16 protein-coding genes and 1 tRNA gene are annotated in these 16,948 nt (G+C 71.6%); 2 read left to right on the top strand and 15 right to left on the bottom strand.

Going from position 1 to position 16,948, the window contains the following annotated elements; genetic code table 11:
- Positions 1-13 precede the first annotated feature (13 nt).
- The 10 genes from hpnE to LIU39_RS01135 form a co-directional block, all read right to left on the bottom strand.
- On the bottom strand, positions 14-1,471 hold the full coding sequence (gene hpnE / locus LIU39_RS01180; RefSeq protein ID WP_227043526.1) for a hydroxysqualene dehydroxylase HpnE: 1,458 nt from the start codon (positions 1,469-1,471) through the stop codon (positions 14-16).
- Between the two features lie 103 nt (positions 1,472-1,574).
- A complete protein-coding gene (gene hpnD / locus LIU39_RS01175; protein WP_227043525.1) occupies positions 1,575-2,525 on the bottom strand; it encodes a presqualene diphosphate synthase HpnD in 951 nt (316 codons plus the stop codon).
- Positions 2,522-3,445: a squalene synthase HpnC gene (hpnC, locus tag LIU39_RS01170; protein ID WP_227043523.1), complete on the bottom strand. Its 924-nt coding sequence runs from the start codon at positions 3,443-3,445 to the stop codon at positions 2,522-2,524. The genes hpnD and hpnC overlap by 4 nt, the downstream gene beginning before the upstream one ends.
- Before the next feature lie 366 nt (positions 3,446-3,811).
- Positions 3,812-4,633: an ABC transporter ATP-binding protein gene (locus tag LIU39_RS01165; RefSeq protein ID WP_372463761.1), complete on the bottom strand. Its 822-nt coding sequence runs from the start codon at positions 4,631-4,633 to the stop codon at positions 3,812-3,814.
- Positions 4,626-5,564 carry an ABC transporter permease gene (locus LIU39_RS01160; RefSeq protein WP_227043522.1) on the bottom strand — a complete coding sequence of 313 codons (939 nt, stop codon included), beginning with the start codon at positions 5,562-5,564 and terminating at the stop codon, positions 4,626-4,628. Before LIU39_RS01160 ends, LIU39_RS01165 begins: the two co-directional genes overlap by 8 nt.
- A 78-nt stretch (positions 5,565-5,642) precedes the next feature.
- Complete coding sequence (locus LIU39_RS01155) at positions 5,643-6,515, bottom strand: glycosyltransferase family 2 protein (RefSeq protein WP_227043521.1); 873 nt, start codon at positions 6,513-6,515, stop codon at positions 5,643-5,645.
- 14 nt (positions 6,516-6,529) lie between these two features.
- On the bottom strand, positions 6,530-7,309 hold the full coding sequence (locus tag LIU39_RS01150; protein ID WP_227043520.1) for a CDP-alcohol phosphatidyltransferase family protein: 780 nt from the start codon (positions 7,307-7,309) through the stop codon (positions 6,530-6,532).
- Positions 7,287-8,348, bottom strand: a complete 1,062-nt coding sequence (locus tag LIU39_RS01145) for an iron-containing alcohol dehydrogenase family protein (protein ID WP_227043519.1) — start codon at positions 8,346-8,348, stop codon at positions 7,287-7,289. Before LIU39_RS01145 ends, LIU39_RS01150 begins: the two co-directional genes overlap by 23 nt.
- Entirely contained in the window at positions 8,336-9,073 is a 738-nt protein-coding gene (locus LIU39_RS01140) for a phosphocholine cytidylyltransferase family protein (protein ID WP_227043517.1), read from the bottom strand. The genes LIU39_RS01145 and LIU39_RS01140 overlap by 13 nt, the downstream gene beginning before the upstream one ends.
- Entirely contained in the window at positions 9,070-10,884 is a 1,815-nt protein-coding gene (locus LIU39_RS01135; protein WP_227043671.1) for a DUF5941 domain-containing protein, read from the bottom strand. Before LIU39_RS01135 ends, LIU39_RS01140 begins: the two co-directional genes overlap by 4 nt.
- 644 nt (positions 10,885-11,528) lie before the next feature.
- Between LIU39_RS01135 and idi the strand changes: the two genes are divergently transcribed.
- A complete protein-coding gene (gene idi / locus LIU39_RS01130) occupies positions 11,529-12,140 on the top strand; it encodes an isopentenyl-diphosphate Delta-isomerase (protein ID WP_227043515.1) in 612 nt (203 codons plus the stop codon).
- Here idi and LIU39_RS01125 read toward each other — a convergent pair.
- The 4 genes from LIU39_RS01125 to LIU39_RS01110 form a co-directional block, all read right to left on the bottom strand.
- Entirely contained in the window at positions 12,073-12,624 is a 552-nt protein-coding gene (locus tag LIU39_RS01125) for an ATP-binding protein (RefSeq protein WP_227043670.1), read from the bottom strand. The genes idi and LIU39_RS01125 overlap by 68 nt on opposite strands.
- 99 nt (positions 12,625-12,723) lie before the next feature.
- Positions 12,724-13,449 (bottom strand): HdeD family acid-resistance protein, encoded by a 726-nt coding sequence (locus LIU39_RS01120; RefSeq protein WP_227043512.1) that lies wholly within the window; start codon positions 13,447-13,449, stop codon positions 12,724-12,726.
- A 135-nt stretch (positions 13,450-13,584) separates the two neighbouring features.
- A tRNA-Met gene (locus LIU39_RS01115) sits at positions 13,585-13,658 on the bottom strand.
- A 77-nt stretch (positions 13,659-13,735) separates the two neighbouring features.
- On the bottom strand, positions 13,736-15,379 hold the full coding sequence (locus LIU39_RS01110; protein WP_227043511.1) for an ABC-F family ATP-binding cassette domain-containing protein: 1,644 nt from the start codon (positions 15,377-15,379) through the stop codon (positions 13,736-13,738).
- 55 nt (positions 15,380-15,434) lie between these two features.
- On the opposite strand from LIU39_RS01110, the gene LIU39_RS01105 reads away from it, so the two are divergent.
- On the top strand, positions 15,435-16,205 hold the full coding sequence (locus tag LIU39_RS01105) for an enoyl-CoA hydratase/isomerase family protein (RefSeq protein ID WP_227043509.1): 771 nt from the start codon (positions 15,435-15,437) through the stop codon (positions 16,203-16,205).
- Between the two features lie 34 nt (positions 16,206-16,239).
- Here the strand turns inward: LIU39_RS01105 and LIU39_RS01100 are convergent, their stop codons facing one another.
- Entirely contained in the window at positions 16,240-16,884 is a 645-nt protein-coding gene (locus LIU39_RS01100) for a DJ-1/PfpI family protein (protein ID WP_227043507.1), read from the bottom strand.
- Positions 16,885-16,948: the final 64 nt, after the last annotated feature.

Here is a 16,948-nt window from a genome sequence, read left to right as displayed (position 1 = left end):
CTGGTGCTCGTTGTCATGCCGCCTCCTGGGGCAACTGGCCCTGGGGGAAGCCGAGTTCGGTGAGCGCCTCGCGCGCGGCAACGGTACCGCTGCGCACGGCGCCTTCCATGGTCGCGGGCCACCCGGTGGCGGTCCACGCACCGGCCAGGTACAGGCCGGCGGTTCGGGTACGGGCGGCGGGGCGGAGCCTGCCGACGCCCGGTTCGGGGGCGAACGTCGCGGTGCGTTCGCGGGTGACGAAGAAATCGCGGATCCGGGCGCCGCGGGCAGCGGGCAGCAGCCGCTCAAGCTCCGGGAGATAGCGGGCACGCAGCTTGGCGACCGGCTCCTCGATCTCCTCCTGCGCGGCGGACTGCGACAGGGCGAGGTACTGGCAGCCCGCGCCCTCGGGGAGCTGGGCGATGCCGGAGGCGTCGGTGCGGTCGAAGACCCACTGGACCGGGGAGCCGACCGCGGCGAAGAAGGGGCGGCGCAGCACCTTGCGGTCGTAGACGACGTGGACGTTGAGGATCGGCGCGGTGCCGATGCCGAGCAGCCGGTCCTTGTCGTCCAGCGCGCCGTCCGGCAGCAGGGCGTGCGTCTCGCGCTGCGGCAGGGCCAGCACAACGGTGTCGGCGGTCAGCTGCTCGCGGTCGTGCGGCCCGCTGCCGACCGAGACCTGCCAGCCGTCGTCCGTACGCGCGACACGCCCCGCACGGGTGCGCAGGGCGACGCGCACGCCGGCCTTCTCCAGGGCGGCGCGGGCGAGCGTGTCGTGGACCTCGCCGAGCGGCACGCGGGACCAGCCGATGTCGGCCGCACCCGGGTCGGAGAGGAGCCCGGTCTTGAAGACCTTGGCCGCCAGACCCAGCGAGGCGTGGCCTGCGGTGGCGTTGAGGGTGGCGACGCCGACGAGGTCCCACAGCGCCTCGACGGCACGGGCCGACTGGCCGTACCTGCGCAGCCAGCTGCCGAAGTCCACCGCGTCCAGCGCGGGGTCGTCCAGGTCGAGCCCCTTGAGCGCCAGCGTCGCGCGCACCACACCGGCCCGCTCGGCGGGCGACAGGTGCGGGTACAGCGCGAGGCTCCTGGCGAGGTGCAGCGGCACGGGCAGCGCGGTGCGCCGCAGCCGCCCGAGCCGCATCCGGTCGGCGTCCAGGACCGGTACGTCCATACGGTCCTGGAGGGGCACCAGGTGGGCGGCCCCGAGCCGGTCCAGGAAGCCGCTGTAGGCGGTGCAGCAGCGCAGGAAGACGTGCTGGCCGTTGTCGACGCTGAGGTCGCCGCTGCCGAAGCCGCGGCGGAAGGAGAAGACCAGCCCGCCGAGGCGCGGCCGGCCCTCCACGAGGGTGACCCGGAGCCCGGCGTCGGCGAGCGCCAGCGCCGCTGTGGTGCCGGCCAGGCCACCGCCGACGACGACCGCGCTCGCCCCTTCAGGACCGCCGGACGCCGCGCGGTGCCCGCGGCCGTCCCGCTGCGCTCCCGCTGTCATGAGTTCTCCCCCCGTACGACAGTCATGGACGCAGGCGTCCGAAGGAGGGTTGCCCGTGGGGCCGACACGGAAGAGTGACTTCCGCGGACGGGCGGGCGGATCATCAGCGCCCCCTGACGGGCCGGCGGCGGCCGATCGCACGGGCGTCGAGACCGGAGAGCCCGCGCACCGCGACGAACGCCTTCTCCCTGCCGGGCAGCGACACCCTGCCGCGCAGGACGGCCTCCGGGTCGGCCGCGATGCGGGCCAGCAGACGGTGGTAGATACCTGCCATCGCCGCCACGCAGGCGCCGCTGCGCCGGTCGAGCATCGGCAGCAGCCGGAATCCCTCGGCGAACAGCGCACGGGCTCGGGCCACCTCGAAGCGGACCAGGCCGGCGAAGTCGGCGCCGGGCGGCGGGACGGGACCGTCGAATCCGGCCGAGCAGCCGAACTTCGCGAGGTCCTCGGCGGGGAGGTAGACGCGGCCGTTCCCGGCGTCCTCGCGGACGTCGCGAAGGATGTTGGTCAGCTGGAGGGCGAGGCCGAGGGTGTCGGCGTACTCGGGGGCGCGTGCGACGTCGCGTGCGCCGGGAACCGTGCCGAACACGCCCAGCGAGAGCCGGCCGATCGCCCCGGCGACGCAGCGGCAGTAGCCCTTCAGCTCAGCCCAGGTCTCGTACGTCTCGCCCGCCACGTCCATCAGGACGCCGTCGATCAGCTCGTCGAGTCCGCCGAGCGGCAGCGGGAAGCGGCGGGCGGCGTCGCTCAGCGCGACGGCCACCGGGTCGGTGTCGTCCTCCTCGACCTCGCCGTCCTTCACCCGGGCCAGCACCGCCCTGGTGTCCTCCAGGCGGCTCCGCTTGGCCTCCGGCTCCAGGGCGCCGTCCCCGATGTCGTCGACCCGGCGGGAAAAGGCGTAGAGCGCCGACATGGCCTGCCGCTTGCCTGCGGGCAGCAGTCGGATGCCGTACGCGAAGTTCCGGGCCTGATGCCCGGTCACGGCCTCGCAGTAGCGGTATGCAGCGAGCACCGGCGCGGATGTGTGTGCGGTTGCCTCCACGGTCCGACTCACCCCTCTCTTCGCAATGTCGCCCCCACCTCGCGCAGCAGGCTGAGCTTGGTCGGCTTGGGCGGTCCAGGGAGTACGTCGTGATCGGCGGCGGCGATGGCCCTCAGTGCGGCGCGCCCGCCGGCGACGAAGCCGGCCAGCAGCAGCCTGAGCCTGCCGTGCACGCTGCCCACCAGCGGGGCACCGGCGTCGAGCAGGTCACCGGCGCGTGCCGCCTCATGAGCGATCAGCGCGCGCACCGCAGCGCTGCCGCTCGGGGCGGCCAGATCCGCCTCGGTGACACCGAACTTTTCCATGTCTTCTGCGGGCAGGTAGATGCGGTCGCGGCCGAGGTCCTCGGCCACGTCCTGGAGGTGCTCGACGATCTGCAGGGCGGTGCAGATCTCGTCCGAGCGCCGGATGCGCTCGGGGCTTGCGGTGCCGGTGATGCCGAGCACCAGCCGGCCGACGGGGTTGGCGGACAGTTCGCAGTACGCGGCGAGATCGGCGTATCCGGCGTAGCGCGAGACCCGCTGGTCCTGGCGGTTGGCCTCGATCAGGCCGAGGAACGGTTCCGGGGTGAGCGCGCAACGGCGGACAGTGGGACCGAGGCGGCGCATGAGCGGGTGCCAGGGGCCGGGGGCGCGGTCGCTGAAGACACGGTGCAGGTCGGCTTCCAGGGCGTCGAGCATCGCCGGGCGATCGTCGCTGCGGGTGCGCTTCAGGCCGAGCAGGGCGGCGTCGCCGCCGCCGGGTGCGAGGTCGCCGTCCCCGATGTCGTCGACGAGCCGGGCGAAGCCGTAGACGGCCATCAGGTCGCCGCGCCAGGCGCGGGGCAGGAAGAACGGCGCCACCGGGAAGTTTTCGTGGGCTGCCTGGTCGAGGACGGTGCGTGACTGAGCGTCCGTCGGCCGGCCGGGGGCCTCAGCCGTTCCTCGGCTCACCGAAGGCTGCCCGGCGCGTTTCGGAGCCGGAGCGATCCAGTAGCCATTGCCGTCACGTCTCCCGTTCTACACCGCCAAGTCAAAACATCCCATTTCGGACACGCCGCAGGTCGCGACGCGCCCGACCAGGCCATTAACCGCCCGAAAAGTGAGCATTGCCCGACTTATACCACTTGTGCCGTTCAGTACCCGTACAGCTTACGCCGTAGATCTCACCGGCGTCCGAGGGGGTACCGAACACCCGGACAACGATCGGGTCAACATCGAATCGGCGCCAACTGTTCCCTGCCGCCGCCGAGTTGGCCAGCCATTAATGGAGCAGGCCCCCGCGAGCCGGACTCGCGGGGGCCTGGGCGACGCGGCGGGCTACTTGCCCGACTCCTTTTCGTACGCCTTGATCACTTCGTCGGTCGGGCCGTCCATCAGGAGTTCGCCCTTCTCCAGCCACAGCACCCGGTCGCAGGTGTCCCTGATCGACTTGTTGTTGTGGCTGACCAGGAAGACCGTGCCGGCCTCCTTGCGCAGCTCCCGGATGCGGGCCTCGGAGCGCTTCTGGAATTTGCGGTCACCGGTGGCCAGCGCCTCGTCGATCATCAGCACGTCGTGGTCCTTGGCCGCGGCGATGGAGAACCGCAGCCGGGCCGCCATGCCGGACGAGTACGTCCGCATCGGCAGCGAGATGAAGTCGCCCTTCTCGTTGATGCCCGAGAAGTCCACGATGCCCTGGTAGCGCTCGCGTACCTGGTCGCGGGACATGCCCATGGCCAGGCCGCCGAGCACCACGTTCTTCTCGCCGGTCAGGTCGTTCATCAGCGCGGCATTGACACCCAGCAGGGACGGCTGGCCATCGGTGTAGACCTTGCCGCGCTCGGCCGGCAGCAGCCCCGCGATGGCGCGCAGCAGGGTCGACTTGCCCGAGCCGTTCGAGCCGATCAGGCCGATCGCCTCGCCGCGGTAGGCAGTGAAGGTGACGCCCCTGACCGCGTGCACCTCGCGGACGCTGCCGCCCGGCTTGCGGCGGATGATGCGGTTCAGTGCGGCGGTCGCGCTGCCCTTGCCGCTGCTGCCTCCGTAGACGCGGTAGACGATGTGCAGATCGTCGGCGATCACGGTGGGGGTGACCGGGGCGGCCGGTGCCTGCGGCTGCGGCTGCGGCTGCGCGCCGGTGTCGTTCTGCTGCTCAGCCACGACCGTAACGCTCCTCAGCCTTCCAGAAATACACAAAGCCCAGGGCTCCGGCGACCACGGCCCAGCCGAGCGCGAGCGCCCAGACGTGCGGCGGCAGGTCGGCCTTGTTGAAGCCGTGGTTGATCAGCGAGAACCGCATCAGGTCGATGTAGACCGACGCCGGGTTGGACGCCAAGGTGTTGATCAGCCACTCCGGGGCGTGCTTGCCCCTCAGCTGCTCGGTCAGGTTGTACATGACGCCGGACGCGTACATCCAGGTGCGCATGATGAACGGCAGCAGCTGGGCCAGGTCAGGGGTCTTGGCACCGGCCCGCGCCATGACGAGCGCCAGGCCGGTGTTGAAGACGTACTGGAGGGCCAGCGTCGGGAAGATCAGCAGCCAGGACCAGGACGGGTAGTGCCCGAACCCGACCAGGATCAGGAACAGCACGATCATCGAGAAGAGCAGCTGCTGGAGCTGCTGGAGCGCGAACGAGATCGGCAGCGAGGCGCGCGGGAAGTGCAGCGCGCGCACCAGGCCGAGGTTCCCGGCAATCGCCCGGACGCCGGCCATCGCCGAGCTCTGGGTGAAGGTGAAGACGAACACACCGGTCACCAGGAACGGAATGTAGACGTCGTTCTTCATCGATCCGCGGCCGCCCATGAGCAGGCCGAAGATGAAGAAGTACACCAGCGCGTTGAGGAGTGGCGTCGCCACCTGCCAGACCTGGCCCAGCTTCGCCTGGCTGTACTGGGCGGTCAGCTTGGCGCTGGAGAAGGCCGCGATGAAATGCCGCCGGTCCCACAGCTGCCGGACATATTCGAACAGGCCCGGCCGGGCTCCACTCTGCGACAGCCCGTACTTATGGGCCAGCTGGGCCGGGGTGAGCCCGTCGTCGGGAGATGGCGGGGCACTCATGGCGACCGCACTGTCGTGCGTGGTCTCGCTCACAGTTGACACTTTCGTCCTCAAGGTGCGCTGCCGGGGCCACGCCCCGGATCGCGCCTGATGCTCTCAGATAGGAGCTTGTCAGATGACGGGAGGGCGGCCCAGCCGGGTCAGGCGCCAAACGGTACGCCACTTCATGGGGCGCCTGGGACCGCACGGGGTCGTCCAGCCCTCCTTGAAGCCGCCCAGCCAGACGCGCAGCGCAGGCCATGAAGGACGCCGGGCGAGGGTGAGCAGGAACCAGACACCGAGATAGACCGGAACCAGCGGGGCCGGCAGATTGCGCCGGGCCAGCCAGACGCGGTTGCGGGCGACCATGCGGTGGTAGACCGCGTGCCTGCTGGGCGCCATGGTCGGATGCAGCAGCAGCATGTCCGACCGGTAGTCGATCAGCCAGCCCGCGTTCAGCGCCCGCCAGGCCAGGTCGGTCTCCTCGTGCGCGTAGAAGAAGTCGTCCGGCAGCCCGCCGACCTCTTCGAACACCTTCGTCCGTGCGGCATTGGCGCCGCCCAGGAAGGTGGTGACACGGGAGGACCTCATCGGGTCCGAAGCACGCAGCCGCGGTACGTGCCGGCGCTGGGTCTCGCCGGTGTCCGGGTCGGCGATCCGGAAGCTGATGATGCCGAGCCTGTCGTCCTTGGCGAACGCCTCGCGGCACAGCTCGGCGGTGTCGGTCCGCGCCAGCAGCCCGTCGTCGTCCAGGAAGAGCAGGACGTCGACGTCGGTGCCGCCGGGCCCGAACGCCTCGATGCCGACGTTGCGGCCCGCCGGGATGCCGACGTTCTCCGGCAGCTCGACGGTCCGTACGCCTTCGGGCAGCTCGGGCAGCGGCGAACCGTTGCCGACGACCACGACCTCGACCGGGTCGCCGTCCTGCTTGGCGACCGAGTCCAGCAGCGCACGCAGTTCCTCGGGGCGGTTGCCCATGGTCAGAACGACCGCACCGATACGCATCGACGGCGCCCCCGTCACTTGAGCCTGCTGGAGGCGAGGATGGACACGAGGTGGAGCAGCGTCTGGAGGACCGCGATGCCGGCCAGCACGGCGATGCCCAGGCGGGAGAAGAACAGGTCGCCGCGGATCTGGTCGACGACGGCCAGGACCAGGATCAGCAGGGACGCCTCGATGCCGAGGACCAGCCGGTGGAACTTCAGCGCCGCGGCCGCCTTGCGGGCCAGCGCCACACCGGACGAACGCGGCTCGGACGCCGCCTCCTTGACCGGCGCCATGCCCTGCTGGTGACGGGCGACGCCGACGAGGTCCGTCTCCGCCTTGATCAGGATCGCGCCGAGGGCGGCGAGCGTTCCGAGGAAGGCCCACAGCCAGTCGATCCGCCCGGAGCCCCACAGGTCGGCGCCGCGCAGCCCGAAGCCGACCAGCACCGCGGCGTCGCAGAGGTAAGCGGCGACCCGGTCCAGGTAGACCCCGGACATCGAGTACTGCTTCTTCCAGCGGGCGATCTCGCCGTCGACACAGTCGAACAGCAGATAGAGCTGGACCATCACCACGCCGAGCACGGCGCCCCAGATCCCCGGCACCAGAAGGGCAGGGGCGGCGAGGGCGCCGGCGACGGTCATCACGTAGGTCAGCTGGTTGGGCGTGACCCGCGTGGTCACCAGGTGCCGGTCGATGCGCAGCGAGACCTCGCGCATGTAGAGCCGACCGGCCCAGTGCTCGCCGCTCCGCCGGTCCTTCACGCCCGGAGGGTGAACGACCGGGCGGAGTTCAGCTACTGATGGTTTTGGCATAGTCGGCGTATGCGTCCCTGATCTCGTCGGTGGACAGGTCCAGGTGCTCCAGAATCGTGTAGCGCCCGGGACGGGTCTTCGGTGCGAACTCGACGACCTGGACGAACTCCTCGTCCGTGAAGCCGATCTCACCCGGCGTGACCGGCAGGCCGTGCCGCCGGAGCACCTCGACCATCAGCGCCGACATCTCCTTGTCCCCGCGCAGGTGCGTGGCGAACGCGGCACCGAGGCCGCACTGCTCGCCGTGGCTCGCGGCCCGCTTGGGGAAGAGGATGTCGAAGCCGTGGTTGATCTCGTGGCAGGCGCCGGATGCCGGGCGGCTGTCGCCCGCGACGGACATCGAGATGCCGGTGAGGACCAGGCCCTCGGCCAGCACCTGGAGGAAGTTGTCGTCGCCGACGCCGCCGGGGTGCCGCAGTACGGCCTCGCCGGCCTGGCGCGCCATGGCGGCGGCCAGCCCGTCTATCGCCTCGCCGTTCTCGCGGTGCGCCAGCTCCCAGTCCGCGACCGCGGAGATGTTGGAGATGGCATCGCCGATGCCGGAGCGGACGAAGCGGACCGGTGCCTCGCGGATGATGTCGAGGTCGATCACCACGGCGATCGGGTTCGGCACACCGTAGGAGCCGCGGCCCGCGTCGTTGTCGAGAGTCGCGACCGGCGAGCACAGGCCGTCGTGCGACAGGTTCGTCGCGACGGCGACGAGCGGCAGCCCGATGCGCGCCGCGGCGTACTTCGCACAGTCGATGATCTTGCCGCCGCCGAGGCCCACGACCGCGTCGTAGTGCCCCTTCTTCATGGCGTCGCCGAGCTTGATCGCGTCGTCGAGGGTGCCGCCGCCGACCTCGTACCAGTCGGCGCCGGGCAGTGCGGGGGACAGCCGCTCACGCAGCCGTGCCCCGGAGCCACCGCTGATCGCGATGGCGAGCTTGCCGGAAGCGGAGATGCGCTGATCGGCCAGCAGGCCCGCCAGGTCGTCCAGGGCGCCGGCGTTGATGTCGACGACGACCGGGGACGGGATGAGGCGGGTCAGTACTGGCATGCGATCTCACGGCCCTTCGCGAGGTCTTCGTGGTTGTCGATCTCGACCCACTTGACGTCACCGATGGGCGCCACGTCGACGGTGAAGCCGCGGTTGACCAGCTCCTGGTAGCCGTCCTCGTAGTAGAGGTCGGGGTCGCGCTCGAAGGTGGTCTTCAGCGCGTCGGCCAGCTCGGCCGCGGCCTCGCCCTCGATGAGGGTGACGCCGATGTACTCGCCGGTGGCCTCCGCCGGGTCCATCAGCTTGGTGATCTTGCGGACGCCCTTGTCGCCGTCGACGACGACCTTCATCTCCTCGTCCGCGAGCTGCTTGACGGTGTCGAGCGCGAGGATGATCTTCTGGCCGTTGCCGCGGGCGGCGAGCAGGGTCTTCTCGACGGAGACCGGGTGCACGGTGTCGCCGTTGGCGAGGATCACGGTGTGCTGGATCGCATCACGGCCGCACCACAGGGAGTAGGCGTTGTTCCACTCCTCGGCCTTGTCGTTGTCGATCAGGGTGAGCTTGAGGCCGTACTTCGCCTCCAGGGCGGCCTTGCGCTCGTACACGGCTTCCTTGCGGTAGCCGACGATGATGGCGACCTCGGTCAGGCCGATCTCGGCGAAGTTGCCGAGGGTCAGGTCCAGGACGGTCGTGTCCCCATCGACCGGCACCAGAGCCTTGGGCAGGGTGTCGGTGTAGGGGCGCAGACGCCGTCCGGCGCCGGCTGCCAGCACGAGGCCGATCATGCGGGTTCTCCTTCATCGTGTACGGCGGGTGCTCCGGAGGACACCCAGAAGCCGATGCTCTCGGCGAGCACCAGCAGGGCCACCGCGACGGCGAGCGCCGTGAGCGCGATGGTGAAACCTGAGGGGGACAGCAGGGCGGCGAGGACGGTGACCACGAGGATCCGTCCCTCACTGCCGCCGGCCGCACGGACCAGCCACCGCGGCGGGGCTCCGCTGCCGCCACGGATGCGGTAGACCACGTCGTAGTGATGGTAGGCGACCGCCGCGACCAGCCCGAACGCCGCGGGCAGCGCTCCCGGTACGTCCGCGCGGGCGGCCAGGACCAGGATCGTGGTGTATTCGGCGACGCGGAAGAACGGCGGCACCAGCCAGTCCAGAACGCCCTTGAGGGGGCGGGCGACGGCCACGCCGGACAGCAGCGCCGCACAGGCGGCGACACCTACGGTCAGCCAGGAGGCCGGGTCGTCCTCGAAGATCACGCAGACCAGCAGGACGGCGGCGGAGAGGAAGGCCATGGCCGGCGCGAGGAAGGAGCCGGCGCGGCTGCGGCCGCGCATGGTGCCGGCGATCAGCTCGGCGAGCGGGCCGGAGTCGGCGAGGTCGGCGAGCGCCTGTGCGGCGCGGTCGGTGCGCCGGGCCCTGCGGGTCAGCGAGCGCAGTACCCGTCCTGCCGTGGTGTAGCAGGCGGCCAGCGCGCAGCCGATGAGCAGGGCGTAGAAGACGATGCGCGGGGTGGTCAGGGCGGTCAGCACGGCGATCATGGCCCAGCGTTCGCCGATGGGCAGCACGATCATCCGGCGGGCCCAGATCGTCCAGCCGACGCTGTCGAGCTTGTCGGAGAGCGCGGCGGTGGGGCTGGTGTTGGCGCTCGCCCCTCCTTCAACGTGGATCGCCTCGTTGAAGGAGAAGTCGACGATGTGGCGGCAGGTCTGGAGCACCATCGCGCCGAGCGCCAGCGCCCATACGTCGTCGCCGCCGCGGGCCGCACCCAGCGCCAGGCCCGCGTAGTAGGCGTACTCCTTGGCGCGGTCGAAGGTGGCGTCGAGCCAGGCGCCCATCGTCGAGTACTGGAGCGAGTAGCGGGCGAGCTGCCCGTCGGTGCAGTCCAGGACGAAGGAGAAGAGCAGCAGGACGCCGGCCGCGATGAAGCCGCCGCGGCTGCCGGTGGCCGCGCAGCCTGCGGCGATCAGCGCGGTGAGCAGCGAGGCGGTGGTGACCTGGTTGGGGGTCAGTCCGCGGCGCGCGCACCAGCGGGCGAGGTAGCGGGAGTACGGGCTGATGCAGTGCGTCGTGAAGAAGCCGTCGCGGGACTTGACCGCGGTGCGCAGCCGTACCGCCTCGCCGTCGACGGCGGCGACCGCTTCCTGGGCGTCCTCCCGCTGGGCGGGGGTGAGCGGTACGGCGGCGACCAGGCTGCCCAGCTCGATTCGCTGCAGGCCGACGTCCGCGCGCTCCAGCGCGTCGGTCAGGGTGCCGGTGAGGACGTCGGTGAGGTGTGCGGTGCCGGCGCCGACCGGGATCTTGGTGGCCGCGTGGGTCAGTGCGGCGCGCGCTTCGGGCTGCGCGGTGAGGGCGCCCGGTACGGCGGCGGCAGGGAAGCGGGGGTCGGTGAGCGCCAGCCGGAGGGTGTGCCGGTGTCCGACGAAGCGGGGGTCGACGACGGCGACCCGCTCCTGTGCGGGCACCGCGGCGATCAGCTCGGCGGCGGTCAGGGGATCATCGGCCGTGCGGACGTCGAAGCCCAGCGCGCGCAGGTCGCCTTCGAGCGGCGACCCGGCGACCGGCGGACCGGTGAGGATGGCGGTCGACAGACGAACTCACTCCTTGGATGCTGACAAGGCAGCGCCGGTCGGTCCGCATTCGATACGAACTACCCGGGCAGCGGGCGTGGCACACCTGGCCTCCGGCGGGCCGGGTGGCACGTCGGCAGAGGCTATCGGATCGCGGGATGCGGCCGTTCACCGCGCATTCACCGCACGATCGAGTGACCGACGGCTGCGCCTGCCGCGATCATCATGGTGGATCGGGTGGCGCATGAACAACTGCCGTCCCTGCCGGGGCCGCGTTCCGGTGCCGGTTATGAGCGGGCTGGTCACGGGTGGTGTGGGTTGGTCCGTGACGGTTGTGGTGAGGACCATGCCAGGTCAGGCGACCCGGGCTTCCGGAGCGGCCAGGACCGCGGCGCGTTCCTGGGCGGCCGCGGGCCGCGGTTCGGGCTGTGGACCTTCTCACCGTCCGGCCTATCCGGAACGGGCCCGTCCCGGGGCGGCGGCGCGTATGCCGACGGCCGTTTCCGGCTCCCGGCGTTCGTCCGGCGTTCGGCGCCTTTTCGCTCCCCTCGGGGCCGACCTGGGCAGGGTGTCCCGCGCCGCCGCGCACCGCGGGACACCGGTTGGCCCGTGATGCGGACGCGCCTAGGGCAGACTTGCCCCGAAGACCGACGACAAGGATGGGCATGCCGATCACACCTGCCAACGGACAGACCGCCGGGAACTCGGCGGTGAACGCACCGGACGGCGCCGCCGAACCGATCATGCTGGAGCTGGTCGACGAGGACGGCACGACGATCGGCACCGCGGAGAAGCTCGCCGCCCATCAGCCTCCAGGCCAACTGCACCGCGCCTTTTCGGTCTTCCTCTTCGACGAGATGGGCCGGCTGCTGCTCCAGCGCAGGGCGCTGGAGAAGTACCACTCCCCCGGCGTGTGGTCCAACACCTGCTGCGGCCACCCGTACCCCGGTGAGACGCCGTTCGCCGCCGCGGCCCGCAGGACCGCCGAGGAGCTGGGGCTCGCCCCGTCGCTGCTCGCCGAGGCGGGCACGGTGCGCTACAACCATCCGGACCCGGCGTCCGGCCTGGTGGAGCAGGAGTTCAACCACCTCTTCGTCGGGCTGGTGCGCAACGATCCCGCGCCCAATCCCGAAGAGGTCGGCGAGATCGCGTTCGTGACGCCGGACGAGCTGGCCAAGCGCCATGCGGACCTGCCGTTCTCCGCGTGGTTCATGACCGTGCTGGACGCCGCGCGTCCGGCGGTGCGGGAGCTGACGGGGCCGTCGGCGGGCTGGTAGGGCGCGGCGGTCCTGCCGGGAGGGGGGACAGCGGCAGTTCGGCCCAGATGGCCTTGCCGCCGTCCGCGGTGTGCACGACATCGCACGTGCCGCCCACCTCCGCGGTGATCACCTTGACCAGCCACAGGCCCCGGCCGCCGACGTCGTCTTCGTCCGCTTCCAGGGCCTTGGGCCGGCAGGGATGACTGTCCTCGACGGCTACCCGCAGCCGGTCCGCGCCGATGGTGAGCTGTACGGCGATCTCGGGCGAGAGCAGGGCGGCGTGCTGGACGGCGTTGGTGACGAGTTCGGAGACGATCAGCAGCAGGCCGTCCAGGATGGCGGGGGCGACGGGCACCTGCTGGTCGTCGAGCAGTTCCCTGACCGCGTGGCGCGCCTGGGGCACCGATGCCGCCTCTGGCGGGGTGGTGAACCGCCAGACACCTTCGTACGCGGGCGGAGCGGCCAGCTCCTCGGGAGGTTCTGCGGGTGGTCCGGAAGGCATCCTCACAGGTCGAGTGTTGAGAATGCGCCGGTCCGGGTCGCCCTGCTGAACACAAGTCAGCACGTATTGGCGCCCATTGACCGATTAAGTCCTGGTCAATCACTCCTGAGACCGGCCTTGTCCCTTTTGTTTCTTTCTCAGGGAGCGCCAGGGCGCGGTCGGCGAATGTTCCGAGCCATTCGCCACCCCTTCCTGCGCCCAGCTCGGCCCGTGCCGCTCGCCGGCCTCCCGGTTCTCCGTGACCATGCCGACGATCCGGCGCCCGCCGAACCCCAGCGCGAACAGCCCCAGCCCGTCGAAGAGCAGCGCGAGGGCGAAGAAGCAGCCCAGCACGTACCGGCTGCTGTGCGGCCAGTCGCTGAGCACCAGGACGCCCAGCAGGATGCCGAAGGCGCCCTGCACCAGCGTCCAGCCGAACTGCGGCCCGCGCACCACCACCCCGCCGACCAGCCGGAAGACACCGCCGGTCAGGAAGAGCAGGGCGGCGAACATGGTCAGCGCGGCGGCCGTGACGCCCGGCCTGAGAATCACCACGACACCGGCCGCGATGTTCAGCGCCGCCACGATCACCGCGAGCCAGAAGAAGTTCGAGCCGCGTGACTGGATGGCGTGCAACAGGCCGACCACCCCGCCGATAAGCAGCAGCCAGCCGAACAGCAGCATCGAGGTGAGCGTCGCCACCCCTACGTAGACCAGGCCCACGAGGCCGGCGGCGACGAGGATGACGCCGAGCGCCATGAGCCGTCCGAAGCCGCGGCCGAGCCGCCGGGTCTGCCGGTCGCGGGTCCGGCCCGGCGGCCGGTCGCGGGAGGATCTGCCGATCATTGCCGTCTCCTCAGTCCGCCACTTTTGTCCTGGTATACCGCGTATCAGAGGCGGGGGCAGGGCGGGACGGGGGCCGGAGGGACGCAGACGGCAGCAGGCCCGGTGCCTGAGCACCGGGCCTGCTGCCGTAAGGAGTAGCGGGGACAGGATTTGAACCTGCGACCTCTGGGTTATGAGCCCAGCGAGCTACCGAGCTGCTCCACCCCGCGTCGGTTCGCCCCACACTACGGGCCGCCCGCCACAGGGCCAAATCGGTGACCCGGCGCCCGCCGCGGGGCGGCCGCGCTCACACCGGCCGGTCGGCGATCCGCCCGTCCGCGACCTCGATCCTGCGGGTGGTGTGCACCGCATCCAGCATCCGCCGGTCGTGCGTGACCAGCAGCAGCGTGCCCGGGTAGGACGCCAGCGCGGACTCCAGCTGCTCGATGGCCGGCAGGTCGAGGTGGTTGGTCGGCTCGTCCAGGACGAGGAGATTGACGCCACGGCCCTGGAGGAGGGCCAGCGCGGCGCGGGTCCGCTCGCCCGGCGAGAGGGTGCGCGCAGGGCGCAGCACATGCGCCGCCTTCAGCCCGAACTTCGCCAGCAGGGTCCGCACGTCGGCCGGGGCCATGTCCGGTACGGACTCCCGGAAGGCGTCCATCAGCGGGGCGTCGCCGAGGAACAGGCCGCGCGCCTGGTCGACCTCGCCGACCACCACGCCGGGGCCCAGCGACGCCTGTCCCGCGGCCAGCGGGAGCCGGCCGAGCAGCGCGGCGAGCAGCGTGGACTTGCCCGAGCCGTTGGGCCCGGTGATGGCGACCCGGTCCGACCAGTCGATCTGCAGGTCCACCGGGCCGAAGCGGAAGCCGCCGCGTTGTGCTTCGGCGCCGCGCAGGGTGGCCACCACCGCGCCGGCCCGCGGCGCCGCGGCGATCTCCATCCGCAGCTCCCACTCCTTGCGCGGCTCCTCGACCACATCGAGGCGCTCGATCAGGCGCTGGGTCTGCTTGGCCTTGGCGGCCTGCTTCTCGGTGGACTCGACGCGGCCCTTGCGGGCGATCTTGTCGTTGTCCGTGGCCTTGCGGCGGGCGTTCCTGACGCCCTTCTCCATCCAGTTGCGCTGGGTGTGTGCGCGGGTCTCCAGGGCGGCCTTGGTCCCGGCGTACTCCTCGTACTCCTCACGGGCGTGCCGCCGGGCCCGCTCGCGCTCCTCCAGGTAGGAGGCGTAGCCGCCGCCGAAGGTGTTGACCTGCTGCTGGGCGAGGTCCAGCTCGACGACGCGGGTGACCGTGCGGGTCAGGAACTCGCGGTCGTGGCTGACCAGTACCGTGCCGGCGCGCAGCCCTGAGACGAAGGATTCCAGGCGGCGCAGCCCGTCCAGGTCGAGGTCGTTGGTCGGCTCGTCGAGGAGGAAGACGTCGTAACGGGAGAGCAGCAGCGAAGCGAGCGAGGCGCGGGCGGCCTGGCCTCCGGAGAGAGCGGTCATCGGCTGGTCGAGGCCGACGGCCAGGCCCAGTTGGGCCGCGGTCTCCTCGGCCCGCTCGTCGAGGTCGGCCGCGCCCAGCGCGAGCCAGCGCTCCAGCGCGGTGGCGTACGCGTCGTCGGCGCCCGGCCGTTCGTCGACCAGCGCCTGGGTGGCGGCGTCCAGGGCTGCCTGGGCCTCGGTGACGCCGGTGCGGCGGGCCAGGAAGGCGCGGACGGACTCGCCGGGGCGGCGGTCGGGCTCCTGCGGGAGGTGGCCGACGGTGGCGGTGGGCGGGCTCAGGGCGAGCTTGCCGTCCTCCGGGGCGTCCAGTCCTGCGAGCAGCCGCAGCAGGGTGGACTTGCCCGCTCCGTTGGCGCCGACCAGGCCGATCACATCGCCGGGGGCGACGACCAGGTCAAGGCCGGAGAACAGGACGCGCTCGCCGTGGCCGGCGGCGAGGTCTTTGGCGACGAGAGTTGCTGACATCAGACCAGCGATCGTAGCCGCCCGGCCCGCGGGCGGTCGCTCTAATATCCGGGGCATGGAACCGGGCCTGAAGACGCATGTCAGCGACGGCACAGCGACCGTCACCCTCAGCAATCCCGCCAAGCGCAATGCGATGACGGGGCAGATGTGGCGGGAGCTGCCGCCGCTGCTGGAGCGGCTGGCGGGCGAGGGCGCCGTACGGTCGCTGGTGCTGACCGGTGAGGGCGGGACGTTCTGCGCCGGGGCGGACATCGGGGCGCTGCGGGAGACGGCCGGGGAGTCGCAGGGGCTTGCGGTGGCGGCCGAGGAGGCGCTGGCCGCCTTTCCGAAGCCGACGCTCGCGGCGGTGCGCGGGTACTGCGTGGGCGGCGGCTGCCAGTTGGCGGCCGCCTGTGACCTGCGGTTCGCGGAGGAGGGCGCGCTGTTCGGGGTGACGCCTGCGAAGCTGGCGATCGTCTATCCGGCGTCCGCCACCCGTCGGCTGGTCCGTCTTGTCGGGGTGTCGGCCGCCAAGTACCTGCTCTTTTCGGCCGAGTTGATCGACGGCGCGCGGGCGCTGCGTACCGGCCTGGTGGACGAGGTGCTGCCCGAAGGCGAACTGGGCAAGCGGGTCACGGAGTTCACCGCCGTGCTGGCCGGGCGGTCGCTGCTGACGCAGACCGCGGCGAAGGAACTGGCGGACGGCACCTGGGACGTGCCGGCCGCGGAGGCCGGGGAGCGCGGCGCCCACTGGGCGGCGGTGGCCCACGCGAGCGGCGACATCACCGAAGGCGCCACCGCCTTCCTGGAGCGCAGGGCACCGCGCTTCACCTGGCCGGCCGGCTGACCCGGCCCCCGCGCGCGACGGACCGCCGCGGTGGCTACTCCTCGCCGCGGAGCAGGAACCGGCTGCGTTCCCTGAGCTGCGCGGTGACCTCGGCGGGTGCCTTCTGCGGGGCGCCCGCGTCGTAGGGCGGCTGCGGGTCGTACTCGATGACGAGCTGGACGGTCTGTGCCACGGTGTCGCCGGCGATGCGGCCCACCAGGCTCAGGCCCATGTCGATGCCGGACGAGACGCCGGCCGCCGTGACGTACTTGCCGTCGAAGACCACGCGTTCACCGGTCGGCTCGGCGCCGTACGCAGGCAGCTGGTCGAGGGCCAGCCAGTGGGACGTCGCGCGGCGGCCCTTGAGGAGTCCGGCGGCGGCGAGGATCAGCGAGCCGGTGCACACCGACGTGGTCCAGGTGGTGCCGGCGTCCACCGCGCGGATCCACTCGTGCACCGGGCCGTCCGCCATCTGCCCGCTCTGCCCCGGGCCGCCGGGCACGACGAGGATGTCCGGCGCGGTGACCTCGGACAGGGTGGCGTCGGCGACGAGGCCGAGCGCGCCGCTGTCGTTGCGGTACGGGCCGGTGCGCTCGCCGGTGAACACCAGCTCGGCGCCCGGCATCTTGCTGAGCGTCTCGTACGGGCCGACGGCGTCGAGCGCGGTGAAGCGGTCGAAGAGCAGGATGGCGATCTGCATGGCGGGTCCTGTCGGTGGTGGTGGCGGATGCCGCGCGTCGGGTGACGGCGGGCTGCGGGAGAAA

This window comes from Streptomyces pinistramenti, assembly GCF_020564935.1.
Lineage (GTDB): Bacteria > Actinomycetota > Actinomycetes > Streptomycetales > Streptomycetaceae > Streptomyces > Streptomyces pinistramenti.
This window is presented reverse-complemented; position numbering and strand designations above follow the sequence as displayed.

What these genes read in the sequence shown, in the direction of transcription:
- hpnE (WP_227043526.1), bottom strand. Translation starts at nt 1,471, where the DNA reads ATGACAGCGGGAGCGCAGCGGGACGGCCGCGGGCACCGCGCGGCGTCC.
- LIU39_RS01155 (WP_227043521.1), bottom strand. Translation starts at nt 6,515, where the DNA reads ATGCGTATCGGTGCGGTCGTTCTGACCATGGGCAACCGCCCCGAGGAA.
- LIU39_RS01150 (WP_227043520.1), bottom strand. Translation starts at nt 7,309, where the DNA reads ATGCCAAAACCATCAGTAGCTGAACTCCGCCCGGTCGTTCACCCTCCG.
- LIU39_RS01145 (WP_227043519.1), bottom strand. Translation starts at nt 8,348, where the DNA reads ATGCCAGTACTGACCCGCCTCATCCCGTCCCCGGTCGTCGTCGACATC.
- LIU39_RS01140 (WP_227043517.1), bottom strand. Translation starts at nt 9,073, where the DNA reads ATGATCGGCCTCGTGCTGGCAGCCGGCGCCGGACGGCGTCTGCGCCCC.
- idi (WP_227043515.1), top strand. Translation starts at nt 11,529, where the DNA reads ATGCCGATCACACCTGCCAACGGACAGACCGCCGGGAACTCGGCGGTG.
- LIU39_RS01125 (WP_227043670.1), bottom strand. Translation starts at nt 12,624, where the DNA reads ATGCCTTCCGGACCACCCGCAGAACCTCCCGAGGAGCTGGCCGCTCCG.
- LIU39_RS01120 (WP_227043512.1), bottom strand. Translation starts at nt 13,449, where the DNA reads ATGATCGGCAGATCCTCCCGCGACCGGCCGCCGGGCCGGACCCGCGAC.
- LIU39_RS01110 (WP_227043511.1), bottom strand. Translation starts at nt 15,379, where the DNA reads ATGTCAGCAACTCTCGTCGCCAAAGACCTCGCCGCCGGCCACGGCGAG.
- LIU39_RS01105 (WP_227043509.1), top strand. Translation starts at nt 15,435, where the DNA reads ATGGAACCGGGCCTGAAGACGCATGTCAGCGACGGCACAGCGACCGTC.
- LIU39_RS01100 (WP_227043507.1), bottom strand. Translation starts at nt 16,884, where the DNA reads ATGCAGATCGCCATCCTGCTCTTCGACCGCTTCACCGCGCTCGACGCC.